21 protein-coding genes are annotated in these 25,012 nt (G+C 69.7%); 10 read left to right on the forward strand and 11 right to left on the reverse strand.

Going from position 1 to position 25,012, the window contains the following annotated elements; all coding sequences use genetic code 11:
* Positions 1-221: 221 nt before the first annotated feature.
* The 7 genes from infC to VGB24_RS02340 all read left to right on the forward strand — a co-directional run bounded on the left by infC (position 222) and on the right by VGB24_RS02340 (position 5,671).
* Positions 222-815 (forward strand): translation initiation factor IF-3, encoded by a 594-nt coding sequence (gene infC, locus VGB24_RS02310; RefSeq protein ID WP_331071339.1) that lies wholly within the window; start codon positions 222-224, stop codon positions 813-815.
* A 40-nt stretch (positions 816-855) separates the two neighbouring features.
* A complete protein-coding gene (gene rpmI / locus VGB24_RS02315; protein WP_331025915.1) occupies positions 856-1,050 on the forward strand; it encodes a 50S ribosomal protein L35 in 195 nt (64 codons plus the stop codon).
* 53 nt (positions 1,051-1,103) lie between these two features.
* Positions 1,104-1,463 carry a 50S ribosomal protein L20 gene (gene rplT, locus VGB24_RS02320; protein ID WP_331025916.1) on the forward strand — a complete coding sequence of 120 codons (360 nt, stop codon included), beginning with the start codon at positions 1,104-1,106 and terminating at the stop codon, positions 1,461-1,463.
* A gap of 158 nt (positions 1,464-1,621) precedes the next feature.
* The gene (gene pheS / locus VGB24_RS02325; RefSeq protein WP_331071340.1) at positions 1,622-2,659 is read left to right on the forward strand and encodes a phenylalanine--tRNA ligase subunit alpha; all 1,038 of its coding nucleotides are present in this window, start codon (positions 1,622-1,624) and stop codon (positions 2,657-2,659) included.
* A 12-nt stretch (positions 2,660-2,671) separates the two neighbouring features.
* A complete protein-coding gene (gene pheT / locus VGB24_RS02330; protein WP_331071341.1) occupies positions 2,672-5,029 on the forward strand; it encodes a phenylalanine--tRNA ligase subunit beta in 2,358 nt (785 codons plus the stop codon).
* Positions 5,030-5,036: 7 nt separating this feature from the next.
* Complete coding sequence (locus tag VGB24_RS02335; protein WP_331071342.1) at positions 5,037-5,351, forward strand: hypothetical protein; 315 nt, start codon at positions 5,037-5,039, stop codon at positions 5,349-5,351.
* Entirely contained in the window at positions 5,348-5,671 is a 324-nt protein-coding gene (locus tag VGB24_RS02340) for a cell division protein ZapA (protein WP_331071343.1), read from the forward strand. Before VGB24_RS02335 ends, VGB24_RS02340 begins: the two co-directional genes overlap by 4 nt.
* 163 nt (positions 5,672-5,834) lie before the next feature.
* Here VGB24_RS02340 and VGB24_RS02345 read toward each other — a convergent pair whose 3' ends face one another.
* Together VGB24_RS02345 and VGB24_RS02350 are read right to left on the reverse strand one after the other, a co-directional pair.
* A complete protein-coding gene (locus VGB24_RS02345; RefSeq protein ID WP_331071344.1) occupies positions 5,835-6,194 on the reverse strand; it encodes a hypothetical protein in 360 nt (119 codons plus the stop codon).
* Between the two features lie 490 nt (positions 6,195-6,684).
* Positions 6,685-7,653: a M28 family peptidase gene (locus VGB24_RS02350; protein ID WP_331071345.1), complete on the reverse strand. Its 969-nt coding sequence runs from the start codon at positions 7,651-7,653 to the stop codon at positions 6,685-6,687.
* A 164-nt stretch (positions 7,654-7,817) separates the two neighbouring features.
* Between VGB24_RS02350 and VGB24_RS02355 the strand changes: the two genes are divergently transcribed.
* Positions 7,818-9,584, forward strand: a complete 1,767-nt coding sequence (locus tag VGB24_RS02355) for a SpoIID/LytB domain-containing protein (RefSeq protein WP_331071346.1) — start codon at positions 7,818-7,820, stop codon at positions 9,582-9,584.
* A gap of 97 nt (positions 9,585-9,681) precedes the next feature.
* Here the strand turns inward: VGB24_RS02355 and VGB24_RS02360 are convergent, their stop codons facing one another.
* The 5 genes from VGB24_RS02360 to VGB24_RS02380 form a co-directional block, all read right to left on the reverse strand.
* Positions 9,682-10,407, reverse strand: coding sequence for an alpha/beta hydrolase family protein (locus VGB24_RS02360; RefSeq protein ID WP_331071347.1), 726 nt, complete (start codon positions 10,405-10,407; stop codon positions 9,682-9,684).
* Positions 10,407-10,724: a zf-TFIIB domain-containing protein gene (locus VGB24_RS02365; RefSeq protein WP_331071348.1), complete on the reverse strand. Its 318-nt coding sequence runs from the start codon at positions 10,722-10,724 to the stop codon at positions 10,407-10,409. The genes VGB24_RS02360 and VGB24_RS02365 overlap by 1 nt, the downstream gene beginning before the upstream one ends.
* A 51-nt stretch (positions 10,725-10,775) precedes the next feature.
* Positions 10,776-11,234, reverse strand: coding sequence for a DUF1579 family protein (locus VGB24_RS02370; protein WP_331071349.1), 459 nt, complete (start codon positions 11,232-11,234; stop codon positions 10,776-10,778).
* 38 nt (positions 11,235-11,272) lie between these two features.
* Positions 11,273-12,553, reverse strand: coding sequence for a pyridoxal phosphate-dependent aminotransferase (locus VGB24_RS02375; RefSeq protein ID WP_331071350.1), 1,281 nt, complete (start codon positions 12,551-12,553; stop codon positions 11,273-11,275).
* Positions 12,554-12,970: 417 nt separating this feature from the next.
* Complete coding sequence (locus VGB24_RS02380; protein ID WP_331071351.1) at positions 12,971-14,212, reverse strand: ATP-binding protein; 1,242 nt, start codon at positions 14,210-14,212, stop codon at positions 12,971-12,973.
* 197 nt (positions 14,213-14,409) lie between these two features.
* Here VGB24_RS02380 and VGB24_RS02385 point away from each other — a divergent pair, with 197 nt between their 5' ends.
* The gene (locus VGB24_RS02385; protein ID WP_331071352.1) at positions 14,410-15,762 is read left to right on the forward strand and encodes a M20/M25/M40 family metallo-hydrolase; all 1,353 of its coding nucleotides are present in this window, start codon (positions 14,410-14,412) and stop codon (positions 15,760-15,762) included.
* A gap of 71 nt (positions 15,763-15,833) precedes the next feature.
* Here the strand turns inward: VGB24_RS02385 and VGB24_RS02390 are convergent, their stop codons facing one another.
* The 4 genes from VGB24_RS02390 to VGB24_RS02405 all read right to left on the reverse strand — a co-directional run bounded on the left by VGB24_RS02390 (position 15,834) and on the right by VGB24_RS02405 (position 22,135).
* Positions 15,834-18,113, reverse strand: coding sequence for a hypothetical protein (locus tag VGB24_RS02390; protein ID WP_331071353.1), 2,280 nt, complete (start codon positions 18,111-18,113; stop codon positions 15,834-15,836).
* A gap of 592 nt (positions 18,114-18,705) precedes the next feature.
* Positions 18,706-19,911, reverse strand: coding sequence for a hypothetical protein (locus VGB24_RS02395; RefSeq protein ID WP_331071354.1), 1,206 nt, complete (start codon positions 19,909-19,911; stop codon positions 18,706-18,708).
* Between the two features lie 568 nt (positions 19,912-20,479).
* Positions 20,480-21,202 (reverse strand): FRG domain-containing protein, encoded by a 723-nt coding sequence (locus VGB24_RS02400; protein WP_331071355.1) that lies wholly within the window; start codon positions 21,200-21,202, stop codon positions 20,480-20,482.
* Positions 21,203-21,307: 105 nt separating this feature from the next.
* Positions 21,308-22,135, reverse strand: coding sequence for a GNAT family N-acetyltransferase (locus VGB24_RS02405; RefSeq protein ID WP_331071356.1), 828 nt, complete (start codon positions 22,133-22,135; stop codon positions 21,308-21,310).
* Positions 22,136-22,819: 684 nt separating this feature from the next.
* Here VGB24_RS02405 and VGB24_RS02410 point away from each other — a divergent pair.
* Complete coding sequence (locus tag VGB24_RS02410) at positions 22,820-24,946, forward strand: S9 family peptidase (protein ID WP_331071357.1); 2,127 nt, start codon at positions 22,820-22,822, stop codon at positions 24,944-24,946.
* Positions 24,947-25,012 lie beyond the last annotated feature (66 nt).

Raw genomic sequence — 25,012 nt, forward strand, 5'->3', positions numbered from 1 at the left:
CGATCGAATTGCAGGAAAGTGGGAACCGGCGGGTTCCCCACCTTTCGGCTCGGGCGCCACGGGCGCACGATGCTGCCAGGTCCGCAAAACGCGGAGCGACGGCCGCCTCCCCCCACGGGGAGGACGGCTTCGCTGGCGCGTGGACGGATCTGAAGGTTTCAGATCCGTCCTTTTTGTTTGTCCTCGATACCGGAGAGCGGCGTATCAACGAGAAGACGCGTGTGAACCGGCAGATCCGCATCAGCCCCGTCCGGGTGATCAGCCCCGAAGGTGAGCAGCTGGGGATTCTGTCGATCGAACGGGCGCTGGAGATCGCGGAAGATCAGGGGCTGGACCTGGTGGAAGTCGCGCCCATGGCCCGGCCGCCGGTCTGCCGCATCATGGACTACGGCAAGTTCAAGTACGAGGAGCAGCGTCAGGCGCGCGAGGCGCGCAAGAAGCAGCACCACGTGCAGATCAAGGAAGTCAAGATGCGCCCCGGGATCGAGGACCACGACTTCGACTTCAAGGTGCGCCACGCCCGGAAGTTCCTGGACGAGGGACACAAGGTGAAGCTCACCATGATGTTCCGCGGGCGGCAGATGGCCCACCCCGAGTACGGGCGCCAGGTGCTCGACCGCGTGTTCCAGCAGTTGCAGGACCTTTCGAAGGTGGAGTCGCACCCCATGCTCGAGGGACGCAGCATGGTGATGGTGCTGGCCCCCACCGCCAAGCCGCCGCAGGCCGCGCCCGCTCCCGCTTCGACGGCGGCACCCGCGCAGCAGGCGGCCCCGGCCGCTCCGCCGGCTCCCCGGCCGGCGCAGCCGACCAGCTAATACATCCCGCCCCCGGGCGGACCTGAAAAGGAAGTTCTCGATGCCGAAGATGAAGAGCCACCGGGGCGCCGCAAAGCGCTTCAAGGTGACGGCCAAGGGCCGCGTAAAGCGTGGCAGCGCGTTTCACAGCCACATCCTGACCAAGAAGTCGCCCAAGCGGAAGCGCAACCTGCGGGGCACCACCATGCTGGCCAAGGCCGACGAGAAGCGCGTAAAGCGCCTGCTCGCGTCCTGAGCCTGCCCGCATCCGCTTACACGACTTTTTCGTAACCCGGGAAGGATGAGGACATGCCTCGCGTAAAGACCAACGTGGCGCGCCTGCGCCGCAAGAACCAGATCCTGGAAGCAGCCAAGGGCTACTTCGGCCGCCGCAAGAACCTGTACAAGACGGCCAAGGAGGCCGTCGAGCGCGCGCGCAAGTACGCCTACCGCGACCGCAAGAACCGCAAGCGCGAGTTCCGCCGCCTGTGGATCATCCGCATCAACGCGGCCGCCCGCCAGAACGAGATTTCGTACTCGCGCCTGATGGACGGCCTGAACAAGGCCGGCATCGAGATCGACCGCAAGGTGCTGGCCGACATCGCCGTGCGCGATCCCAACGCGTTTACGCAGATCGCCAACGCCGCCAAGACGAGCCTGGCTGCCTGACGCAGCACGCTCTGACGGGACCAGCGGCGCCGGAGACACCCTCTCCGGCGCCGCTTTTCGTTGGGCCGGGGTAGCCAAACGGCCGCTCCGGGGTAAGTTTCGGGATGAGAGCCACGCGCGGGCGCCGGGCCCGCGGGCACACGGGAGTAGACGGGGACATGCCGACGACGACGGTGACCGACGAACTGATCGCGCAGCTTCGCGCGCTGGAGGCCCAGGGCGCCGAGGCCGTGGGCGCCGCCGGCGGGGCCGAGCCGCTGGAGGCGCTGCGCACGGAGTACCTGGGCCGCAAGGGCCGGCTCACGGGCATTTTGCGCCGGCTGGGCGAGCTTTCGGCCGAGGAGCGCCCCGTGGTGGGCGCCGAGGCGAACCGGGTCAAGGAGGCGCTGTCTGCCCTGCTGGACGAGCGCGCCGCCTCGTTCGCGGCCGCGGCCGACGCGGGCTCGGGCATCGACCTGTCGCTCCCCGGCCGCGCGCGCTGGAAGGGCGGGGTGCACCCGGTGACGCTGGTGATCGACGAGATCTGCGAGATCTTCCGCGACCTGGGGTTCAATCGCATCGCCGGGCCGGAGCTGGAAACGCAGGAGTACAACTTCACCAAGTTGAACTTCCCGCCGAACCACCCGGCGACGGACATGCACGACACCTTCTACCTGACGGACGAGGTGCTGCTGCGCACCCACACCTCGCCGATGCAGGCGCGGGTGATGGAGCAGTTCGCGCCGCCGGTCCGCGTGGTGGTGCCTGGGACCGTGTACCGCCGCGACCCGTTCGACGCCAGCCACGCGCCGGCGTTCGAGCAGATCGAGGGGCTGGCCGTGGACGAGGGGATCACCTTCGCCGACTTCAAGGCCACCATCTCCACCTTCGTCCGCCGCTTCTTCGGGGCGGATGCGAAGACGCGGTTCCGCCCGTCGTTCTTCCCCTTCACCGAGCCCTCGGCCGAGGTGGACGTGTCGTGCCAGCTGTGCGGCGGCTCCGGCTGCAGCGCCTGCAAGGGCACGGGGTGGATGGAGATCATGGGGGCCGGCATGGTGCACCCCAACGTGTTCGCCGCCGCCGGCTACGATCCGGAGCGCTACACGGGCTACGCCTTCGGCATGGGGCCGGGGCGCATCGCCATGCAGCGGTACGGCGTGCCCGACATCCGGTTGCTGTACGAAAGCGACGTGCGGTTCCTTGGGCAGTTCACGTAACGGACGACGGTCATGAACATCTCCTATCGCTGGCTCCGGTCCATCGCGCCGGGGCTCCAGGGTACGCCGCAGGAAGTGGCCGAGCGCCTGGCCATGCTGGGCGCGCCCGTGGACGAGATCACATATCTGGGTGCCGGCATCGGCGACGTGGTGATCGCCCGCGTCGAAGAGGTTCGCCAGCACCCCAACGCCGACCGCCTGCGCCTGTGCACCGTGAACGCGGGTGGCGCCGAGCGGCTGCAGGTGGTCTGCGGCGCGCCCAACGTGGAGGCGGGCGGGCTGTATCCGTTCGCGCCCATCGGTGCCACGCTTCCCGGCGGGCTGCAGATCAAGAAGGCCAAGCTGCGGGGTGAGGCGTCGGAGGGAATGCTCTGCTCCGCGCGCGAGCTGGGGCTGGGCCGCGACCACGCGGGGCTGATGACGCTGCACGGCGAGTTCGCCCCGGGCACCGGCTTCCGCGACGCCCTCGGACTCGACGATCACCTGCTGGCCGTCGACGTGACGCCCAACCGCGGCGAGCTGCTTTCGCACCTGGGCGTGGCGCGCGAGCTGGCGCCCGCGGGCGAGGACGGCGTGGAGCTTCCCGCCTTCCCGGGTCGCCAGGGGAGCTCGTTCCCCGTCCACCCTGGCCGCCGCGCGTGCGACGACCTGGGGATGGACGTGGCGATCGAGGACGACGAGGGGTGCACGCGGTACATGGGCGCCATCGTCCGGGGCGTGCGCGTGGGGCCGTCTCCCGAGTGGCTGGCCACCCGCCTGCGCGCCATCGGGCAGCGGCCCATCAACAACGTGGTGGATGCGACCAACTACGTGCTGCACGAGCTGGGGCAGCCCGTACACGCCTTCGACCTGAACCTGCTGCGCGGCGGCCGCGTTGCGGTCCGCCACGCCCGCGCGGGCGAGGCCCTGACGACGCTGGACGGCGTGGAGCGCACGCTGGACGCCCAGGACGTGGTGATCGCCGACGGCGAGGGCGCGGTGGCCCTGGCCGGGGTGATGGGTGGCAGGGACAGCGAGGTGGGCGAGGGAACGACGGACCTGTTCATCGAAGTCGCCCTGTTCGATCCCCAGCGCGTGCGCCGCGCGGCCCGGCGCCAGGGGCTTTCCACCGACGCCTCGTACCGCTTCGAGCGCGGGGTGGATCCCGAGGGCCAGCCCGCCGCGCTGCGCCGCGTGGTCGAGCTGGTGCTGACCGTCGCCGGGGGCGAGGCCGTGGGCGCGGTGGACCTGGTGCCGCACCGCTACGAGCGGCGCGCCATCGGGCTGCGCGAGGAGCGGGTGCGGCAGGTGCTGGGCGTGGAGGTGGCGCCGGACGAGGTGCGCGACCTGCTGGAGCCCATCGGGTTCGAGGTGAACGTGCGTCCCCGGCCCATGCGCGTGCTGGTGCCCGGCTTTCGCCCCGACGTGGTGGAGGAGATCGACCTGATCGAGGAGCTGGCCCGCCGGCGTGGCTACGGCACCTTCCCGGAGGAGATCGCGCCGCACCGCCCCAGCACGGTACCCGAGGACCCCAGCGTGGCGGTGGAGGCGCGTATCCGCTCGCTCTTCGTGCGCTGGGGATTCATGGAGGCGCGGACGGTGCCGTTCGCGCCCGAGTTCGCCGGTGCCGTTGCCGTGCTGAACTCGCTGTCGGCGGAGGAGTCGTTCCTGCGCGCGGCGCTGGTGCCCGGGCTTCTGCGCCGGGTGGAGCACAACCTTGCGCACGGCGTACGCGACGTGCGGCTGTTCGAGATCGGCGCGGCTTTCCACGCGCCCATTGGTGGCGGGGCGGGGGAGGAGCGGCGCGTAGCCGCCGCCTTCACCGGGGCCAGCCGTCCGCCGCACTGGAGCGGCGCCGCGCCGGAGTGGGACCTGTGGGATTTGAAGGGGCTGCTGGAAGAACTGGCGGGCGAGTATCCGGACGGCCGTGTGGATGCGGTGGAAGGGCGTCTCACGCTGTTCGCCGGGGCGGATGAGATCGGCACGGCGCGGCAGGCGGAGGAGGGCGAGGTGGATGCGCCAGCCTGGGCCGGTCCCACGTTCGTGCTGGAGGTGCGGCTGCCGTCAGCGCCGGTGGAGCGCAGGAGCATCCAGTATCGTCCGCTGCCCGTGCATCCCGGTTCGGAGCGCGACCTGGCGCTTCTCGTCCCCACCGCGCTCGCGGCGGGCGACGTGGGCGGGACCATCCGCGAGTCCGCGGGCGAGCTGCTGGAAAACGTCTTCCCGTTCGACCTGTACGAGGGGAAGGGGATTCCGGAGGGGACGCGGAGCGTGGCGTTCCGTCTGCGGTTCCGCGCGGCGGACCGCACGCTGACGGACGCGGAGGTGGATTCCGCCGTGAGCCGCGTGCTGGCGGCGCTCGAGGAGCGGCATGGCGTCCACCGACGCTGATCACCCCGTGATGACGTCCGCTGGGCCGGCCGCCCCCGCCGAAGTGGCGGGGTGGGACCGGCTGGAGCGTGCCGCGCGCGCCACCGCCATCGCGCTGGACGAGTGGCGGCGGCGCGCGCAGGAGGCCGAGCAGGAGGTGCAGCGGCTGCGGGGCGAGCTGCAGGACCTGACGTCGATGGGTTCGCTGCCGTCCATCGAGTCCGGCGACGAGCTGCGCCGTCTGCGAGCGGAGAACGCGGTGCTCACCAGCCGCGCCGCCGAGGCGCGGCAGCGCATCACGGGGCTGCTGGCGCGCCTGGCCATCCTGGAGAACCGCAAGTGAGCCCCCGCAAGCCCCAGCCGTCGCGCCACACCGTCACGGTGGAGATCGCGGGCGAAAAGCACGTCCTGCGCTCGGACGTGCCGCCGGAGTACACCCGCGCCGTGGCGGAGCACCTGGACCAGATGATCCGCGCGCTGCCGTCGTATCCCACGCTGGAGCCGTTCCGCGCGGCGACCCTCGCCGCCCTCTCCATCACCGACGAGCTGTTCAAAGCGCGGGAAGAGATCGCCCGGCTTCGCGAGCTGATCGAGCGGGGGACGGGGGAGGTCGCGGAACTGCTGGAGGAGGCCGTCAGCGGCACGGGCGAACCGCGGTACTGATCACCCCGCAACGTCGGACGAGGGATCACGCGGAGGCGCGGAGAAACAGATGAGCCGCGGAGGGGATCGGTGCCCCTCCGCGGCTCTTCTCTTTTCCTCCGCGGCTCCGCGTGGAGTCAGCGAGGCCGGAGCGCGAGTGCGGGCCGGGCCTGTCGTTCGATGATCAACGAAGCGCCACCCGCAGCTGTCCCCACTTTCCCTGCGTCCACCAGTGCACGACGATCCGGTCCGCGCGGGCGTGGTATCCATCGATTTGGGAATAGGGGATGCTCACCTCGCCGCCCGGCTTCACCGCCGGCCACTCGGTCGCGGTGGGGTTCAGGTCTACACGGTGGCTCGTCTCTTCCTCGAGGGCCACGTAGTGCACGGGATGCGGCGATTCGTTGCGCAGGATGAGCGCGCTGCGTCCCGCGGTGGCGGAGAAGCCTTCTTCCGTGCGGTTCATGTCGGGGCTCAGCGGGCAGCCGCAGACGCAGCCCGACAGGGCGGCGCCCAGGAGCAGTACGATCCCAATCCGAAGCATGGCAGGCGTCCATTCATCCGCGTCAGTAGTCCGCCGTGAGAACGATCGGACGTGCCGGACCGTGACGGGGGCGGGCGCAGCTGAGAATCGGGGCGTTTTCGAATCGGTGCCTGCGCATGCCGAGGGAGCCCCCTCTCCCCGGCCCTCTCCCCCGCTTCGCAGGGGAGAGGGAGAATTCGACGGCGCTTCGAACGGTTCGTGCGGCTCGACCGCAGGGGTGTTGGGTGGCTGCGGTTTGGGTGCGCAACTCCGGCTGTGTGGCGGATCCCTCGGTCGCTGCCAACTGCCGTGTACGGGCAGTTCCGGCGTGGCCGCTCCTCGGGATTACAGTTGCGCGTGGCAGGTGTCGTGCGCGTGCAGGTGAAGCCCCGAACGGGACGCGCGAGCGGCCCGTGTCGGGGCTTTCCGCTTTCCCAGCGGCGGGTTTACCCGCTGCCGCGTTGGGGACGCACCCACCCTGAGAATGGGTCGCCTCAGCACCGCAACGGCCTTAGGCCAGACGCAGGACGGCGGCGTGGATGCCCTGGACCACCATCGCCATTCGCGCATAGTCCAGCGTGTCGGCGGTGTCGCGTGCGGTATGGTAGTGGGGGTTTCGATAGAACGCCGTGTCCGTGATCATCACCGCCGCATAGCCTTCGTCCCAGTAGCTGGCGTGGTCGGAAAAGTCCACACCGGGAACCCACCGCGGCGCGTTGATGGAGTGCACGGGCAGCGGCGACGCCTTCCGCATCGCGCGCTTCACCCGTCGCACGGCGGAGGCCTGCCCCAGCTTTCCAATCACGGTGATGAAGTTACCGCGAGAGGGATAGAAAGCCTTGAGGACGGCGAGCGGAAACTGCTGGCTTCCCTCCGCGTCGGTGAAGTAGCCGATCATCTCCAGCGACATCATCAGCCGCACCTTTACGCCCTGCGCCCGCAGCGACCTGGCGTGCACGGCGCTCCCCATGTGCCCCGTGCGGAAGAACGGTGGCTCCTCCAGCGGAAACGCCACCAGGTCCACCCGCGTCCCCGGCGGTGCCGCGGACAGCAGCCGCGCCAGTTCCAGCAGCCCCGCCACGCCGCTGGCGTTGTCGTCGGCCGCGGGGTAGGGGCCCGCCGCATCGTAGTGGGCGCCCACCACGATCCGCTCGCCCTCCTCCGGGCCGAACGAGGCCACCACGTTGCGGTACGTGGTGCCGCGCACGTCGAAGTCCTGCACCGACACCCGCCCGCCGGCACGCTCCAGTTCGTCGCGGATGTACGCCGCGGCGCGGTTCAGGTTCTGGGGATGCGTGTAGTCGCGCGGAACGAACTCTTCCGAGAGCGCCCGCACGTGGGCTTCCAGCCGCTCGGCCGAGACCGCCGGGGCCGGGCTCATCGCCCGCCCTCCAGCCATCGGCTGCACGACGTAGCAGGTGCCCGCGATGGAGGCGGACGCCGGGAGTGCGACCGCGATGAACAGGCTCCTCGCACGCATGCCATCCCACGACAGGGTTGCCGATGATCCACGAGGCGGGCAGCAGGGCAAGCTCTGCTCCCGCGATCCAGCAGCCCGGGAGGATGTGCACGCCGTGGCGGGAGGTGCATGTTTTCTGCGGAAGCCGTATGATACAGCTCCGAGCGAGATCATCCCGCGAACCGGTGCACCCCCTGGCGTGCCGCGTCGAGGCCAGCGCCTCGGCCTCGGGAGATCCCGACGATCGCCGCCGGTCCCCCATCCACCACCCCGAGGTGCACATGCACGCACGACAGTTCCGCTTCGCCCTGCTGGCCCTTCTGTCGGCCGCGGCGGGGTGCGCGGACGACCTGCCCACCCAGCCCGACATCGCCCCGCCGGCGGGCGCGTCGTTGAACACGCTGGAGCCGTACGCCGGAAAGATCCGCGTGGGCATCATCCCCGCCGCCACGTCGGTGAAGATCGGGGCCACGGTGGCGTACGACGTCCGCGAGAAGGGGACGAACGCCTATCTCGTCTCGGGGCTGGCGGGCGAGCAGGCGACGGTGACGTGGAACCAGTCGGTGGGGGTGGCCACCAACAACCGCCGGCTGCAGGTGGTGTGCACCACCACGGCGGCGGACCGCGACCAGCGGGTGACGGCGGGAACCGCGGCGGGCTTTCCGTCGGCGTGGGAGTACGTGTCCACGGCCAGCTGCTGGCGCGTGTACATCGGCGAGCGGCCGCTGCCCATGGACACCACCGCCGAGCGCATCTACAAGCAGAACGTGATCAACGCGGGCCTGGCGACCACGTCGGCGCTGTGGAAGACGGTGAACACCACGGTCTACGAGCCGCGCTACGTGACCACCAAGACGACGGGAACGTCCGCCATCTCGCGCGCCCAGCCGCGCATCACGGTGGCGTCCACGGCGCGCGTGACCATCGGCACGGCGCAGTACCGCGGGATCGCCGAGGTGATGAAGAACGCCGCGGGCACGCTGGCGGGCATCAACGAGGTGGGGATGGAGGAGTACCTGTACGGCGTGGTGCCGCGCGAGCTGGGGCCGTCGGTGTACCCCGAGATGGAGGCGCAGAAGGCGCAGGCCGTGGCGGCTCGCACCTACGCGCATTCCAGCCTGGGCAAGCACTGGAACAACGGCTACGACGTGCTGGCCACCGTGCAGGACCAGGTGTACGGCGGGTCGGCGGCGGAGCATTCCATCAGCACCAGCGCCATCAATGCGACGGCGGGCATCGTCGCCACGTACAACGGGGCCATGATCAGCGCCCTGTTCTACGCCACCAGCGGCGGCAAGACGAGCAACGTCGAAGACGTGTTCGCCACCACCGCGCCCTACCTGCGCACCGTGTGGGACGCGCCGGCCGGCCAGGAGCTGCCCTCGGTGAGCGCGCTGCTCACCGATCTGCGTACCCCCACGTGGACGGGGGCGTACGGCGGCTTCCACAGCTACCACCGGTGGAACTACAGCTGGACGATGGCGCAGATGAGCTGCGTGGTGGGCGACTTCGCGAACAAGCCCGTGGGCAACGTGAACGCCATCAACATCCTGGCGCGCTCCAGCACCAGCGGGCGGGTGACGCAGATCGAGTTCGTGACGGACCAGGGCACCTTCACCGAGACGGGGACGGCCATCCGCTCCGCGATGCCGTACATCAGCAGTTCCGGCGTGCCCACCATGCTTCCGAGCACGCTGTTCGTGATCGAGCGGGTGACTAACTCGTCGGGCGCGCTCACCGGGTATCGCGCGTACGGCGGGGGCAACGGGCACGGCGCGGGGCTGGCGCAGACGGGCGCCGTGGGCATGGCGCGCGCGGGCCACACGTACGACCAGATCCTCAAGAAGTACTACACGGGAATCGCGCTGCAGGTGATGAACGGCACGCGCCGCAACGGCACCTCGCCGAACCCCACCACCACCACCGACCCGTACGACTGCACGGCGGCCTGACGTATCGGAGGTTCTCACGCCGAGGCGCGGAGAACTGCGGGAAAAAAACGACAGCCGGGGGAGCGATCCCCCGGCTGTCGTGCGTCTGGATGGCTGATCAGCATGACGAGGTGGGCCGGAGGTGGCGCTCCAACCAGCGCAGCGTCTCGTCCATCGCCTGGGTCCAGTGCTGCTCGGACATCAGGTGGACGGCGCCCGCGAGTTCCACGTGGCGATGCCCCGGCTCCGGGTCCGCCGCGGCGAGCCGCTGGTGTAACTCGCGCGCGGCGGCGGGCGGCACGTTTTCGTCGCGTTCCGCGGTGATGGACAGGAGCGCGGTGCGACGGAAGCCCTCCAGATGACGGTGCGGGCTGTCGCCGTCCGGCCATTCCGGCGAACCGAGGATGGCAACGGCGGCGCGGATGGAGGGCTCCACCAGCACCGCCCGATACACGACGTACCCGCCCATCGACACGCCCACGACGCCGACCCGCTCCGCGTCGGCCAGGCCTTCATCCGCCAGCGCGCGGACGACGGCGGGAATCTCATCCGCCGTCCGCGCGGCAAGGCCGATCATGGTGCGCAGCGCCTGCTCGTGCGGCGCGGCCTGGCGCGCGTCCAGGTCCGGCAGGCGGCGAGCGCCGTGGCCCACCGCATCCACGCCCACCCCCAGGAACCCGGCCCGCGCCAATTGCTCAAGTTCCTTGCGGTGCACCTCCTTGTCCACGCCGAACCCGTGGAACCAGAGCACCGCCGGGTGCGGCGCATCCCCCGCCTGCGGAAACGCCAGCAGGAGGGGAACGCCGCCGACGGTCCGCGATGCAAAGGCGATGGAGCGGTCCATCAATCGAAGTCGAAGATCTCGCCCAGGAATCCGCCGCGCTTCTTCTTGTGGCCGTACCCGCCGTGGTAGTCCTTGTCGTACTTCTTGTGCTGGCCGTATCCGGGCTGCTGGCCGTAGCCGGGCTGCTGCGGCGGGTAGACGTTCAGTGGCGGCTCAGGCGCAGACGTGGCGGGGGCCGACGTGGCGGAGCGCTCGATGATCTTGTCGAGCTCGCCGCGGTCCAGCCACACGCCGCGGCATTGCGGGCAGTAGTCGATCTCGATTCCCTGGCGTTCGGACATCACCAGGTCGGGCTGCAGGCATACGGGACACTTCATCTTTCACCTCGACAGTATGGGTTGAACGGACGTGCTCCATCAGGCTGATGGCTACGCGCGGGTGTAGACCGATTCGACGGCCAGGTCTTCCTTGCCGTCGGGCCAGACGTTGTAGTGCGTGATGCGCAGCGTATCATCGCCCGGCGCGACGTCGATGCGCCATCCCCAGTCCGGGCCGGGCGGCGCGGCGTACGAGCCGCGCACGGTCAGCGTGGAGTCTTCGCCGGGCGTTCCGGTGAACGCCATCGCCCCGTATCCCACGTGCCAGGTGTCGACCAGGTGCCCCGACAGTGTGTTGGCCTTGGGATCGAAGCCCACCAGCAGCGAGCCTTCCTGCGGCTTCCCCTGGTACGCCCACGTGTAGTCCATCCGCACGAACCGCCCGCCCAGCACCGGCGTAACGGTGAGCGTGGACGCGGACTCTTCGGCGACGTTGTTCATGGGGTCCTGCAGGGTGCTGGGGCCGCTCCACGTTCCGGCGCAGGCGGCGAGCGTTTCGATCGGGTTCATGGGAGGGAGTGCGTGAGTGCGAAAGTGCGAAAGCGACGTCAGCGGTAGCGCTGCACCATCTCGCCCAGGCGCCGCACGCCTTCCGCCACGGCCGACTCTTCGGGGCCGAACGAGAAGCGCGCGTAGGTGCGGAACCGCGATGCCCGGCCGCTGCGGCGCTTGCCCGGGTTGATGTCGAAGAACTCGCCCGGCACGCAGATCACCTTTTCCTCCAGCGCGGCCTGGAAGAAGTCCATGCCGTCGTTCAGCGGCTCGGGAAGGCCCGCCAGGTCCGCCCAGATGTAGAAGGTGCCCTCGGGCTCCACGTCCAGCCGCATGCCCGCGTCGCGCAGCCCGTCGAGAAGGATGCGCCGCTTGCGCAGGAAGGCGCCGCGGATGGCCGCCGTCTCGGCGCGTACCGCCGCGGGCTCCAGCAGCGCGACGGCGGCGCGCTGCAGGGGCCGGCTGCCGCCGCCGTCCAGGAACGAGCCCGCGCTGGTCACCGCCTCGATCACCGCCTTCGGGCCCACGATCCACGTGGTCCGCCAGCCGGGGTAGCGCCAGTTCTTGGTCAGCCCGTCCATGATGACCACCGGGTCGTCGTCCACGTCGTCCACGTAGCGGGCGGCCGAGACCAGGCCGTCCTCGTCGGGCGTGGCGCACCAGGCGTAATGCGAGTAGAACTCGTCCAGCAGCAGCGTGCACTCCAGCCGCCGCGCCGCCTCTACCCACGACGCCAGCTCCAGCCCGCGGATGGTGCGCCCCGTGGGGTTGGACGGGTTGGAGAGCAGCAGCGCCGAAAGGCCGCGGCCCATGATCTCGCGCTCCAGCCGACCCATGTCGAAGCGGTAGCCGTCGGTTCCTTCCAGCAGGATGGGGATGGCGGTGAACGCGCGGAAGACGTTCAGCAGCTCCTCGTACGCGGTGTAGTCGGGAAGGAAGTGCCCCAGGTTGATTTCGCCCAGCGCCGCCACGGTGCGGGTGAGCCCCAGCCGTCCACCGCCGCAGATGCAGACGTTGTCGGCGGTATACTGCGACGCCTTGCCCTGGCGGTACAGGTGGTTGTACAGGTCGGCGACGGCGCTGCGCAGCTCGGGAATGCCCGCCACGGGCGCGTACTCCTGGTCCGCCGTGCTGATGGGCGCCTCCAGGATGCGGGGCGGGGCACCGGGAAGGGGGCCGGTTTCGGGCATCCCCTGGCCCAGGTTGCACCAGTCGGGGTGGCCGTACGCGTAGCCGCGCTTGGCGGCCTCGGCCATCACGTAGATCACCCCGGTGAACGGAACGGCGCGGAAGCCGGGGATGTGGGGCGGCGCGATATCGATACGTCTGCGGTCCATCAGGTCAGGCGATGTATGGATTCAGGGGGCGATCGTCGGAATCGGGTGCCGCACAGCAATGAACGATCCGTTCCGATGGATGGCGCTGTTGTCAGCTGATGCACCGCACCCTGTCATCCAGAGGCCCAGGCGCGCCGAACCCGCACGCAGGCCGGAGCCGAGGCCTCGGCTCCGGTCCCGTCCAGGCGGTTGCAACCGCGGCTGGAACATCACGAAGTCCGCCTGCGCGGACTGCATTCACGCTCGAGTGCGCCAGGCCGGCCGAAGCGCAATTCAGGTCTCCCCCTCCCCTGCGCAGCGGGGGACGGGGGCCGGGGGGAGGGGGCTCCCAAGGCATGCGAGACAGCCCGTCGCCTCCCGATCGAAGTTCTCCCCTCTCCCGCGCCGTTTGCGGGGGAGGGGCCGGGGGAGGGGGCCCTACTCGCCGGCGGGGCGCGGCTCGCGGGGGAGGGTGAAGAAGAAGGTGCTGCCCTTGCCCCATTCGCTCGCCACCCAGACACGCCCCCCATGCTGCTGGACGATGCTGCGGCAGATGGCCAGCCCCAGCCCGGTGCCGCCCTTGTCGCGCGCGTCGGAGCTGTCCACCTGCCGGAAGCGCTCGAAGATGGCGTCGAGCTTGTCGGCGGGGATTCCCCGGCCGCGGTCGCGCACCTGGAACAGCGCCTGCTCGCCGCGGTTCTCGGCGACCACCTCCACCACGGCGCCGGGCGGGGAGAACTTGGCCGCGTTGGAAAGCAGGTTCACCAGCACCTGCACCACCCGGTCGGGATCGGCCCAGACGTCAAGCCCCGGGTCGATCCTGGCCTCCAGCGTCACCTGCACGCCCGTCGCGGCGCCCTCGACGGCGTGCATCGACTGCTCCACCAGCCGGGCGACCTCCACCCGCGCCGGGTTCAGCTCCAGCCGGCCGGACTGCAGGCGGTCCAGGTCCAGCATGTCGTTGATCAGCCGCACCAAGCGGTCGGAGTTCTGCGCCGCGATCTCCAGCATCCGCTGCGCCTGCGGCGTTCCGTTCAGCCGTCCGCTGGCCAGAAGCCCCAGGCTGCCGCGGATGGAGGTCAGCGGCGTGCGCAGCTCGTGCGCGACGATGGAAACGAACTCGTCCTTGAGCCTGGCGATCTGGCGCCGCTCGGCCACGTCCAGCCGGAGCTCCACCTCGGTGGTTACCGACGCCGCCAGGTCCGCCAGCAGCCGCACCTCGCGCTCCGTCCACTCGCGCGGCTCGAAGCCCGCCACGCAGAGCGTTCCCAGCGCGTGGCCGTTGGAAAGGATCAGGGGAACGCCCAGGTAGCTGACCAGGTTCAGGTCGCGCAGGAACACGCTGTCGCGCACCCGCTCGTCCTTTCGCGCGTCCGCGATCACCACGGGCTGGCGCTCGACGATCGTCCACCGGCAGTACGACTCCTCCACGGGCGAGTTGGGGTCGTCGGGCCAGCCTGGCGGGGCGAAGCAGCTCTTGGCGAACTGCCGCTGGTCGTCCAGCAGGTTCACCAGGGCCAGCGGCGCGTCCAGGAACTCGGCCGCGATGCGGGTGAGCCGGTCGAACGACTCCTCCGGCGCGCTGCCGAGCAGCGCCGTGGCGTGGAGCGCGGCCAGGCGGGCGGGATCGCGCAGCGGGTCGGTGCCAGGGTCCTGCGGCGGCTCGGAATCGCGGCTCATGCAGCTTCGGGTCGGTGGGGCGTGGGGGCCGGAACGGGCACCGCTCCGCCAGAACCCGCGTAATTTCGCGCACGCGGACGATCCGGCAAGGGCGGGACGCACGATCGTCGTCTGGACGCGCGCCGTCCGCCGCGTAAGTTCACGCGTGGCGGCACGGCGACAGGCCGCTGCGGACGAACCACCACCTGGAAACATCCATGCAGAACGGCATCGACCCGGCTGTCACCTCCCCGGCGGAGTACCGGCAGCTGGCGCGCGACATTTTTTCCGAGCTGATCGCCATCGACACCACCGAGGCCGCGGGCGACGTCACCGCGGCGGGGCAGGTGGTCGCCCGCCGCTTGCTGGCGGCGGGGCTCCCGGAGGACGACGTCACGCAGGCCGGCCCGCATCCCCGCAAGATGAACCTGGTGGCGCGCCTTCGCGGCAGCGGCGCGCGCGGGCCGCTGCTCCTGCTGGCCCACCTGGACGTGGTGGATGCCGATCCGGCGGAGTGGTCCACCGATCCCTTCGAGCTGGTGGAGCAGGACGGGTTCTTCTACGGCCGCGGCACGAGCGACCAGAAGGCCATGGCCAGCATCTGGGCCGCCAACCTGGTGCGCCTGCTGAACGAGGGCGTGGTGCCGGACCGCGACATCATCCTGGCGCTGACGGCGGACGAGGAGGGCGGGCCGCAGAACGGGGCCAAGTGGCTGACGGAGAACCGCCGCGACCTGGTGGATGCGGAGATGGGGATCAACGAGGGGGGAACCGGGCGGATCAAGGCCGGGCGGCGCGTCGCCAACAACCTGCAAGCGAGCGAGAAAGTCTATGTCGACTTCGAGCTGTGCGCCCGCGGCGCCTCCGGCCACAGCTCGCTGCCCACCCCGGACAACTCCATCTACCACCTGGCCGCGGCGCTGGGCCGCATCGCCGGGTTCACCTTTCCCGTGCAGCTGGGCGAGGTGGCGCGCGCCTTCTTCGAACGCATGTCGCGGATCGAGGCGGGGCAGGTGGCCGACGACATGCGCGCGCTACTGGACAGGGGCGATCCGGACGCGGCGGCTCGGCTGAGCGAGGTGCCGCAGTACAACGGGATGATGCGCACCACCTGCGTGGCCACGCGGCTGGATGCGGGGCAGAGCAACAGCACCATCCCCCAGTCCGCGCGCGCCATCCTCAACTGCCGCCTGCTTCCCGGGACCGATCCGGACGAGGTGGCGCGGCAGCTGGTGGAGGTGATCGCGGACGATCGCGTGGTGCTCACCCAGGTGAATGCGGCGAAGCCCAGCCCCCCGTCGCCGCTGACGCCGGAGGTCGTAGGCGCGGTGGAGCGGATCACCGGGGAGCTGTGGCCCGGCGTGCCGGTGGTTCCGGTGATGGGCATCGGCGCCACGGACAGCCTCTACTTCCGCGCCGCCGGCATTCCGATGTATGGCGTGTCTGGGATTTTCTTCGACGTGGACGACGTGCGCGTGCACGCGCCCAACGAGCGGATTTCGATCAGCTCCTACTTCGAGGGGCAGGAGTTCCTGTACCGGCTCGTCCGCGCGCTGTCTGGCCAGGGCTGACGTAGCGGGGGTTTCGCACGGAGGACACGGGGGACACAGGGGAGGGCCTTCCGCGTCCTCCGAGCCCTTCGTCAGCGATCCAGATGGCCGCCGCACGTCGCCGAGGGGGTGGATGCGTCGCTCGTGGAGACCAGCGCTTTCGCGACCGGGTTTTCTGCCGGAAGCCACGCCGCGGCGGCGGCATCTGCATCGGCCTGGATGCCCAGGGATCGCAGCTCCTGGCTCATGATCCCGCGCATCCGTGACCGGGCGGCGCGATGAACCAGCGCGCGGACGTCCCTTTCGCCCTGCGCGCCGAGCGAGAGGAACGGGTTCGCGCAGATCATCGCCTCGCGCTCGGCGATCAGCGCGTCGCGCGTCCGCTGCACCCCGGCGATGCGCGCGCGGGCGGCGTCGGGAAAGGCTTCCAGGTCCGCCAGGCTGCGCCACTCGTCCCCGCGCGCGGCGATCGGCCGCTGCCCGCCCGCGGCGGCCACTTCGGCCACCATGCCCAGCGGCCCCAGCGCCGGGCGGGGCCCCCACAGCCCCTCGAATTCGCTCTGCAGGGGGATGGGCAGCGGCGACGCCTCCATCATCAGCGGGCGGAAGACGTTAAGCACGCGGCCGCGCGCATCGGGGGGCACGGCGGTGCCGTGGCCGGCCAGCACCTCGTCCTGGTACGATGACAGGTAGCCGTTGCTGCGCCCGCGCGCGGCCAGCGTCGCGGTCACGTAGCCATCCAGCAGCCGGGCGAACGTTTCCGCGGGGCGCGTCTCGTAGTCCCATCCGCCGCTACGGCCGGCGCTGCGCCCCGCGACGGGTGCCGTGGGCAGGCTTCGCACGGCGGCGGCGAACTCGTCGGATCCGTTCGCCCGCAGCGCCAGGTCGGTGCCGTACGCGCCCCGACCGCGGTAGCGCCTGCGCGCCACCTGCCAGTCCAGGTCGTGCGCGATCTCGTGCATCAGCGTGCCCGGGCCCGTTGCGGGCGGAACGTGGATGCGGCGCCCGTATGGGTCGTGGATGGCGAGCGCCGATCGCTCCTTGCCCGTCCGCCCGAACTGGATCGAAAGCCCCCGCACGTCCATTCCGGGAAGGATGGCTTCCATCTCGGCAAGCGCGCTTCCCAGCATGCGGCGGTAGTACGGGCGCCAGGCCATCGGCACGTCGGCGTCGAAGTCCACCGCCTTCAGCCCGTAGCGCCGCTTGAGATCCGACGTGGACGGGGCGGGGAAGCCCGGGTGCCACACCGCTTCCTGGGCGTAGGTGCGCATGGCGACGGCGGATTCCAGCGCGGCCTCGGCGAGCGGGGCGGCGGGGTGTGTGGCGCGGATGCGGGTGTACGCGGCGGCGAAGTGCTCCTCGTCGCGGGCCGACTCAACGAACCGGCGGCCGTTGGCGCGGCCCGTCTCCGTGGGCCCCAGCGCCTGCTGGATCGCCCGGCTGTAGCGTTCCAGGGAGACGGCGATCGGTGCTACCGGTGGCGGCTCGTGGCGGTCCGCCAACTCCGCCAGGCGACGGGCCGCGGCGCGGGAAAGCAGGGGGACGGGCGCGGACACGGGCTCATGCGCCGCGGCACGCGCGGGAACGGATGCGATGGCGCTCGCCAGCGGGATGGCGGCGGCACCGGACGCGGCCTCGCGCGACTCGCTGCGCCAGGCGCCCGCAGGAGATTCCACGGAGAAGCGCCGGGCCGCCCGCCACTCGCGCAGCAGCGCCAGCGGGTGGCGGTTGGTGAGCGCCGCGTCGCCCAGCAGGGCGCGGGCGTCGTCGCGCGCCCTCCGCCGGTCCGCCGCGAGCGCCGCCGCCCGCGCGACGAGCGGGGGCGAATGCGCGGGAACGGTGCCCTCGGCGGCGGCGAGCGCGTAGGCGGCGCGGACGGTCAACTCGCCGCCGCGCGGGTCTGCCGCGGTGGCGACGGCCTGCTCGATGATGTCCAGGTGCAGGCGCGCGGCCCGCATCCGCACGTCCACGGAGCCGTGGGAGACGGTGGAGAGGGCGAGCGGGTCCAGCACGTACCCCCGCCCCGCCGCCGTGGCCGACAGGAGCACGGCGCCGGCCCTGCGGCGCGACGCGGGAGTCAGCCGGGGGTCCTGCAGCGCCAGGTCCGTCAACCGGAACGGGCTGCCGAGCCCGAGGCGCAGCCGCTCCATGTATCCCAGCACGATGACGTCTTCGTCGCTCAGCGCCGGGGCGCGGGTGCGCGCGATGGAATCGGCGTACGCGTCCGCCCGCACCAGCTCCACGTCCACCGCGGACAGAGGCCGCTCGCGCCGCGCTCCACAGCCCGCGAGCATCGGCAACAGCAGCGCGACGAGGGCCGCGGTGGCGGCTCTCCATCGTGCGGTGCGTCGGGTGTTCGTGGTCGCGTTCATGGCCGCTCCGGGTCGGGCGTATCGGCGGCGGCGACCTGGCCTGGTGTCGCCCCGCCCATCACCGTACGGCGAAAGCGCCCCCGGAGTTCCGTCGTAAGTTGCTGCGGCGCAACATCAAACGAGCGGGAGGCGCGGAGAATGTTCTCCGCGCCTCCGGTTTTTGTGTGCCCGCCGGGCTTGGTCGGGCGAATGAATTCGCTGCAACGACCACACGATGCCCACCTTCGTGGACTGGCCTGCCGAGGTGTTGTTGTCGTCTGTGGCGCGCCCTTAGTGTAGTGGGCCCGCCGCTCTCCATCCCGGGCCATCACCGGCCCCTGTCATCCAGAGGCCCGAGCGCACTTGACGGGCCCGCAGTGCATACCATGCAGGGCCGTGGGATCTTGCCGCGGGAGCCACTTCGCCCGGGCGCGGCAGCGACACGGAACCCAAGGCCTCGGTCCTGTCCCCGCCTGGGAGCGGCCCAAGCCTGCACGGGCGTATGAATTCGCTGCAACGACCACACGATGTCCACCTCCGTGGACTGCCTGCCGCGGTGTTTGTTGTCGCCTGTGGCGCGACCTTGCTATGGTGTGCCTGACGCTTCCATCGGTCAGTCCGTTGCCGTGGCCGACGCGGGCATGGAGGCGTGGAAGTCCTCCTGGACGCGGTGCATGTACGAGCCGAGCAGTTCCGCGACGCGGTCCGCGCTGGGCGAGGCGAGGATCATCCCCACGTGATGGCGCTTGTTCATCCGCCAGACGATCTCGGGATCGTCGTACGCCGACGTGTCGGGCCACTCCTGCCGGGCGAGCGACACCAGCAGCCCCGCGTAGTCCTCCCTCGTCTTCGGCAGCACGTACGCCTCGCCCCGCGCATCCGCCACCTCGATCCGCGCCCATTCGCGCCACAGGTTGATGCCCGTAGCGGCTTCCACCATCTCGACGATGTTCGCGCCGCCTACCCGGGCGGCCGTCTCCAGAAAGTAGAACTCGCCGTCCTCGTCGCCACGGATGAACTCCGTGTGCAGCGCGCCCCGCACGATGCCCAGCGCCTCCCGTACCCGCGCATCCTCCTGCTTGAGGGCGGCCGCCTCGTCGGAGTCGCGGGGCAGGGTGCGGGTGCTGAACAGTCCGCCGCCGTGGTACACCTCGAACGGCGGGCTCACGTAGCCGTTGGCATCCGAGAACACGATCTCCCGGTCCCACACCAGCGAGTCCACGTGGTACACCGAACCGCGGACGAAGCGCTCCAGCAGGTGAAAGCTCCGCTTGTCGCCCAGCGACTCGATGGTGCGCCACACCTGTTCGGGATCGTCGAGCTTGTGGATGCCGATGGCCGACGCTGAAAAGCGCGGCTTGAGCACCCACGGCGCGGGCACCGTCTGCAGAAAGTGGTTGACGTGGTCGTTGTGCAGCACCGGGGCGAAGTCCGGAACGCGGACGCCGGCTTCGCGCGCCCGCATGCGCATCGCCAGCTTGTCGCGATAGTAGCGGACGGTGGTTTCGCCCATGCCCGGCACGCGCAGGTGCTCGCGCAGCGCCGACGCGATCTCCAGGTCGAACTCGTCCAGCGGCACGATGCGGTCGATGTGCTCCGTGCGCGCCAGCCAGCTGATGCCGTTGATCACGTCGTCGCGCTTGAACAGGTCCGGCATGTACAGCATCTCGTCGATGGCGTCGCGCGGCCACTCGGCCTCGCGCAGCTTTTCGACGGTGATCAGCAGCACGCGGCAGCCCTGCCGCTTGCACTCGCGGAGGAATTCCTCGCCCTTGAGGAAGCTCGAAAGGCAGACGATGGTGACGGGGCGGTCGGTCACGGGCCGATGTCCGGTTCAGGTGCGGGAATTTGCTCGCGTTTCGCCACGTCACATCCTGTGCCCCGGACGCGTGCGCGGCAAGGCCCAGCCTGACGCGCCGTACGATGCACGGCGATTCTGTCGTCCAGAGGCCCGAGCCCACTACTCATCCCAGCCGCATGAGCTCGGTTTGTCCATCCAGCGGCCCAAGTGTACCGCTCATTCCCGCCGCATGAACTCGGTTTGTCCATCCAGCGGCCCAAGTGTACCGCTCATTCCCACCGCATGAGCCCACGTCTGTCATCCAGAGGCCCAAGCGCACGAGACTCGCCCGCTCGCCGACCTATGCGGGCCGAAGGATCTTGCCTGAACCACGAACGAGCCTGGGCGCGGCAGCGGCACGGATCTCTCCGAGTCGCCGATCCCCAGAACCGAGTTCGTGTGCGTAACCCCGGGTTCAAGCCGAGCCCAAGCCTGCACGGGCGAATGAATTCGCTGCAACGGCCACCCGAAGTCCGCCTTCGCGGACTGGCTTGACCTGGTGTTGGTTACGCCGTGTAGCGCGCCCTGGCTCGTCTGACTCCGCGGATCAGGCGACTACGCCCGCGCCATGCCTGACGCGATCGAAGAAAATGCGCTTAAGATTGTTCGACACGCCGTCAAGGCCCGGAAACAGGTTGTGAGCATGGATTCCGCACCAACTAAGGTGCTCTTCTATTTCGAGCTTGGCACTTGCCGGGATGACGAATTTGAACAAGTAGTCCGGTTCGAAAGCGATGGTTGGATCCGGATGGATTGTGAATACGCTCGCTTGAGGGTTTACCCGCTCGGAAACCTGATAAGGAAGAAGTGCGAACACTCGATCGACGGTGAATGGATTGAGGCTCTCGGACTTGTGGAGATGGTACCACTCGATATCTCTATTGCGTATCGCGAACACTGCTCCATCCTCGCCGTAATTTGCGGACACCGCGAAGTAGAGCCCTACCAACGGGTTGAATGTCCAATCCAGTAGCCGCGTTGGTAACCCATGGTGCTGGGCGATGGTCATCAGTTCCAAGTCGTTGCGAATCTCGCGTCGGACGTACGGGAGAGCAACGATGGAAAAGCTGTAGAGAGCTTCCCGCTCCCGTTCCAGCAGCTCGTTGGGGGAGAAGTATCCCGTGTCGCCTGAAGTTGCATAACGTCCTAACGACGGCTTTAACACGTGTCGAACAGCGTCATTAACACCGCGAAACAGCGTTCCCGGCCACAGGTGTTCCTTGATTGCGCGATGAAAGTCGGGCAGCGACGCCACAGCAAGTTCAGTCATGAATCCCTCCGAATGAAGATCGTACCTATGTGGGTGTCATCGCTCCAGGCGGGCTCTGATTCGCTGCAACAAAGAGACCTCCCCATTTTCCCTGTTCGAAGGTTTTCACGGCGGCGGGAGGTGCCACTTGATCCGCGTGTAGGCGATGCGGAAACCCTGGCGCTCGGCGTTGCGCTGGGACGCGCTGCCGGGCTCCGCACCCATCATCGCCAGGTCGCATCCGTGCTCCGTCGCATACCGAAGCCGCGCCTGCAGCAGCGCGCGCTGCGCTCCCTGCTTCCGCGCCGCGGGGACGGTGCTCGCTCCCGCCAGCAGCGCCACGCCGCCATGGATCGCCAGGGCTCCCGTGGCGACCGGCTCTCCATCGACTTCGGCGAGGAACGGCACGGTGCCGTCGGCGCTCGCGGTGATCGTTCCGAAGGCACGCATGAACTCCGCGAGCTCCGGGGTTTCGCCCCAGCCGCGGGCGGCCGTGTCTGCCCACAGGTCCACCTCCCCAGGCTCGATCCGCCGCACCCGCACCTGTGATTCGGCACCGGGGACGGGAATCGTGGTGGGCCGGTGCATCACGCTGGTCAGCTCCACCGGGCGGTACCCGCGCGCCGCGAGCACGCCCAGCAGCGGCATCCCCGCCATGGGGCTCACCTCGTGGAACACCTCGGCTCCGCGCGCGTGCAGGGACCCTTCGATTTCGCCGAGCGTTGCGTCCGTCGCCTCGCCGAGGGTGCCCAGCCCGAACGTCTGCGTGAGGGCCGATCCCACGCCGTCGAACATCACCAGTGTGCCGGCGATCTCCTTCCACGTGGCCCCCACCTCCGGTTGCCGCCGCGCGCGACTGGTGACGAACGCGGCGTTCGCACGCCCCTCCGCGGCCTCCAGGCGACGCGCGAGGGCCAGGTCGGATAGCGGGTACTCGGGATCGGGACGGGTCATGGGACGATAGGCCGGGTGCAGATGGATCGATCGGTTTCACCAAAGTGCGCGCATCGGCCGATCCGCGCACGGGTCAGGTGACCCGCAAGGGCGTCACGCCACGCGGACCCGGCGGGGCCGGCTGGCAGCGCTGGGTGAGTCGGGTGCGTGGTCACATGGGCCGGCGCATGCCGCCGACGCGCCCCCAACCCCAGCCCATCCCCCCCCAACAGCGCGGGGGAAGGGAGCCAGTGCCGTTCGCTTCGGCGGGCTGGGCGCCCGGGCTGGCAGTCCCTGGAAGAGTCGGGCGCGCGGTGACGTGGGCCGGCGCATGCCCCGGCTGCCCTCTCCCCCGGCCCCTCTCCCGCGAGCGGGAGAGGGGAGAATTCGATCGCGCTTCGGCAGGCTTCGGTGTGCATCCCCTCCGACCCGCTCCCGGCGCCCGACAAGGTCGTGCCCCAAGCCTCAACCCACACTCCAGCAAGCCAGTCCGCGAAGACGCGCGAAGACGGACTTCGTGTGGTTGTTGCAGCGAATTCATTCGCCCGTGCAGGCTTGGACGGCGACGGAACTTGGCATCCACATTCCAATCTTTGGTGCGAGGCCCACGCACGAACCCCTGTTCCAACCGCCCTTGGGGGACTATCGTGTAGGTGCTGCTAATTTAGCATCCTCGAAATCACCAGATCCCCGCAAGGAGTCCTCATGCTGCGTCGTTCCGTGCGCACCCTCCTGCTGCTCGCGCCGTGGCTGGCCGCCGTGCCCGCCGCCGCGCAGACCGCGCGCGACCTGCCGCCGCCCCCCGTGGCGCGCGTGATCCCCAGGACCGACACGCTGCACGGCGACGTGCGCGTCGACAACTACTTCTGGCTGCGCGACAAGCAGAACCAGGAGGTGATCAGCTACCTGGAAGCCGAGAACCGCTACGCCGATTCCGCCATGGCGGGAACGAAGGCGCTCCAGGAAACGCTGTACCAGGAAATCCTGGGCCGCATCCGGCAGACGGACCTTTCGGTGCCGGACCGCATCGGTCCGTACTACTACTATTCGCGCACCGAAGAGGGAAAGCAGTACTCCGTTCTCGCCCGCAAGCGCGGCAGCCTGGACGCCCGCGAAGAGGTGATCCTGGACCTGAACCAGATGGCCGAGGGCAAGCGCTACTTCAGCCTGGGCGCCTACTCGATCAGCCCCGATCACCGGCTGGTGGCGTTTTCGGTGGATACCACCGGGGCCGAGCACTTCACCATCATGGTGAAGAACCTGGAAACCGGCGAGATCCTTCCCGACCGCATCGAAGACGTGTCGTTCGGCGCCACGTGGGCCGCCGACAACCGCACCCTGTTCTACACGAAGACCGACGAGGCGCAGCGCCCCGACCGCGTTTTCCGCCACACGCTGGGTACCGATCGCGCCACGGACGTGCTGGTGTTCCACGAACCCGACGTGCTGTTCCGCGTGGGGATCAGCCGCACCAAGGACAACCGGTACATGATCCTGTCCACCGGCAGCTACACCAGCAGCGAGGTGCGCGTGGCGCCGGCGGACCGGCCCACGGAGTTCCGGCTGGTGGCGGCCCGTGAACGGGACCACATCTACTCCGTCAGCCACCAGAACGGCCGCTTCCTGATCCGCACCAACGTGGGCGGCGCCAACAACTTCAAGCTGATGGAAGCGCCGGAGTCCAACCCGTCGCGGGCCAGCTGGCGCGAGGTGGTGCCTCACCGCGAAACGGTGCTGCTGGACGGCTTCGACGTGTTCCGCGACCACCTGGTTCTCTTCGAGCGCACCAACGCGCTGCGGCAGATCCGCGTCCGCAACATCCGCAACGGCCAGGAGCACACCATCGAGTTCGCCGAGCCGGTGTACACGGCCTCACCGGGGAGCAATCCCGAGTACGACACCAGCACCCTCCGCTTCGGGTTCACCTCGCTGGTCACGCCGTCGTCGGTGTACGACTACGACATGAACACCCGCCAGCGCACGCTGAAGAAGCAAACCGACGTGCTGGGCGGATACGACCCCTCGCAGTACGCCAGCGAGCGCACCTGGGCCCGCGCCGCGGACGGCACCATGGTGCCGGTGTCGCTGGTGTACAAGAAGCCGCTGGTGCGTGACGGCTCGCGTCCCATGCTGCTGTACGCGTACGGCAGCTACGGCAGCAGCACCGACCCCGCGTTCAGCATCGCCAACCTGAGCCTGCTGGACCGCGGGGTGGTGTACGCCATCGCGCACATCCGCGGCGGCCAGGAGATGGGCCGGTCCTGGTACGACCAGGGCAAGATGATGAACAAGCGCAACACGTTCACCGACTTCATCGCGGTGGCCGAGCACCTGGTGAACGAGCGCTTCACTTCGCGCGAGCGGCTGGGCATCCGCGGCGGCAGCGCGGGCGGGCTGCTGATGGGCGCCGTGGTCAACATGCGGCCGGACCTGTTCAAGGTGGTGATCGCCGACGTGCCCTTCGTCGACGTGATCAACACCATGCTCGACGCGTCCATCCCCCTCACGGCGGGCGAGTGGGAGCAGTGGGGCAATCCGCAGAACGAGGAGCACTACCGCTACATGCTGTCGTACTCGCCCTACGACAACGTCGAGGCCAAGGCCTATCCCACCATGCTGGTGACCACGGGGCTGAACGACCCGCGCGTGGCATACTGGGAGCCGGCCAAGTGGGTCGCGCGGCTGCGCGCCACCAAGACCGACAGCAACCTGCTGCTGCTGCGCACCAACATGGGCGCGGGCCACGGCGGCTCGTCGGGCCGCTACGACGCCCTGCGCGAGACCGCGTTCCGGTATGCGTTCCTGCTGCATCACCTGGGTGCGGCCCGCTAGGGCGGCTCGCGTCCGTGGAACGCCGGAACGGCCCGGCTGCCCCAGGCAGCCGGGCCGTTTTTCTAT

It is taken from the genome of Longimicrobium sp., from assembly GCF_036399935.1.
In the GTDB taxonomy this organism is placed as follows: domain Bacteria; phylum Gemmatimonadota; class Gemmatimonadetes; order Longimicrobiales; family Longimicrobiaceae; genus Longimicrobium.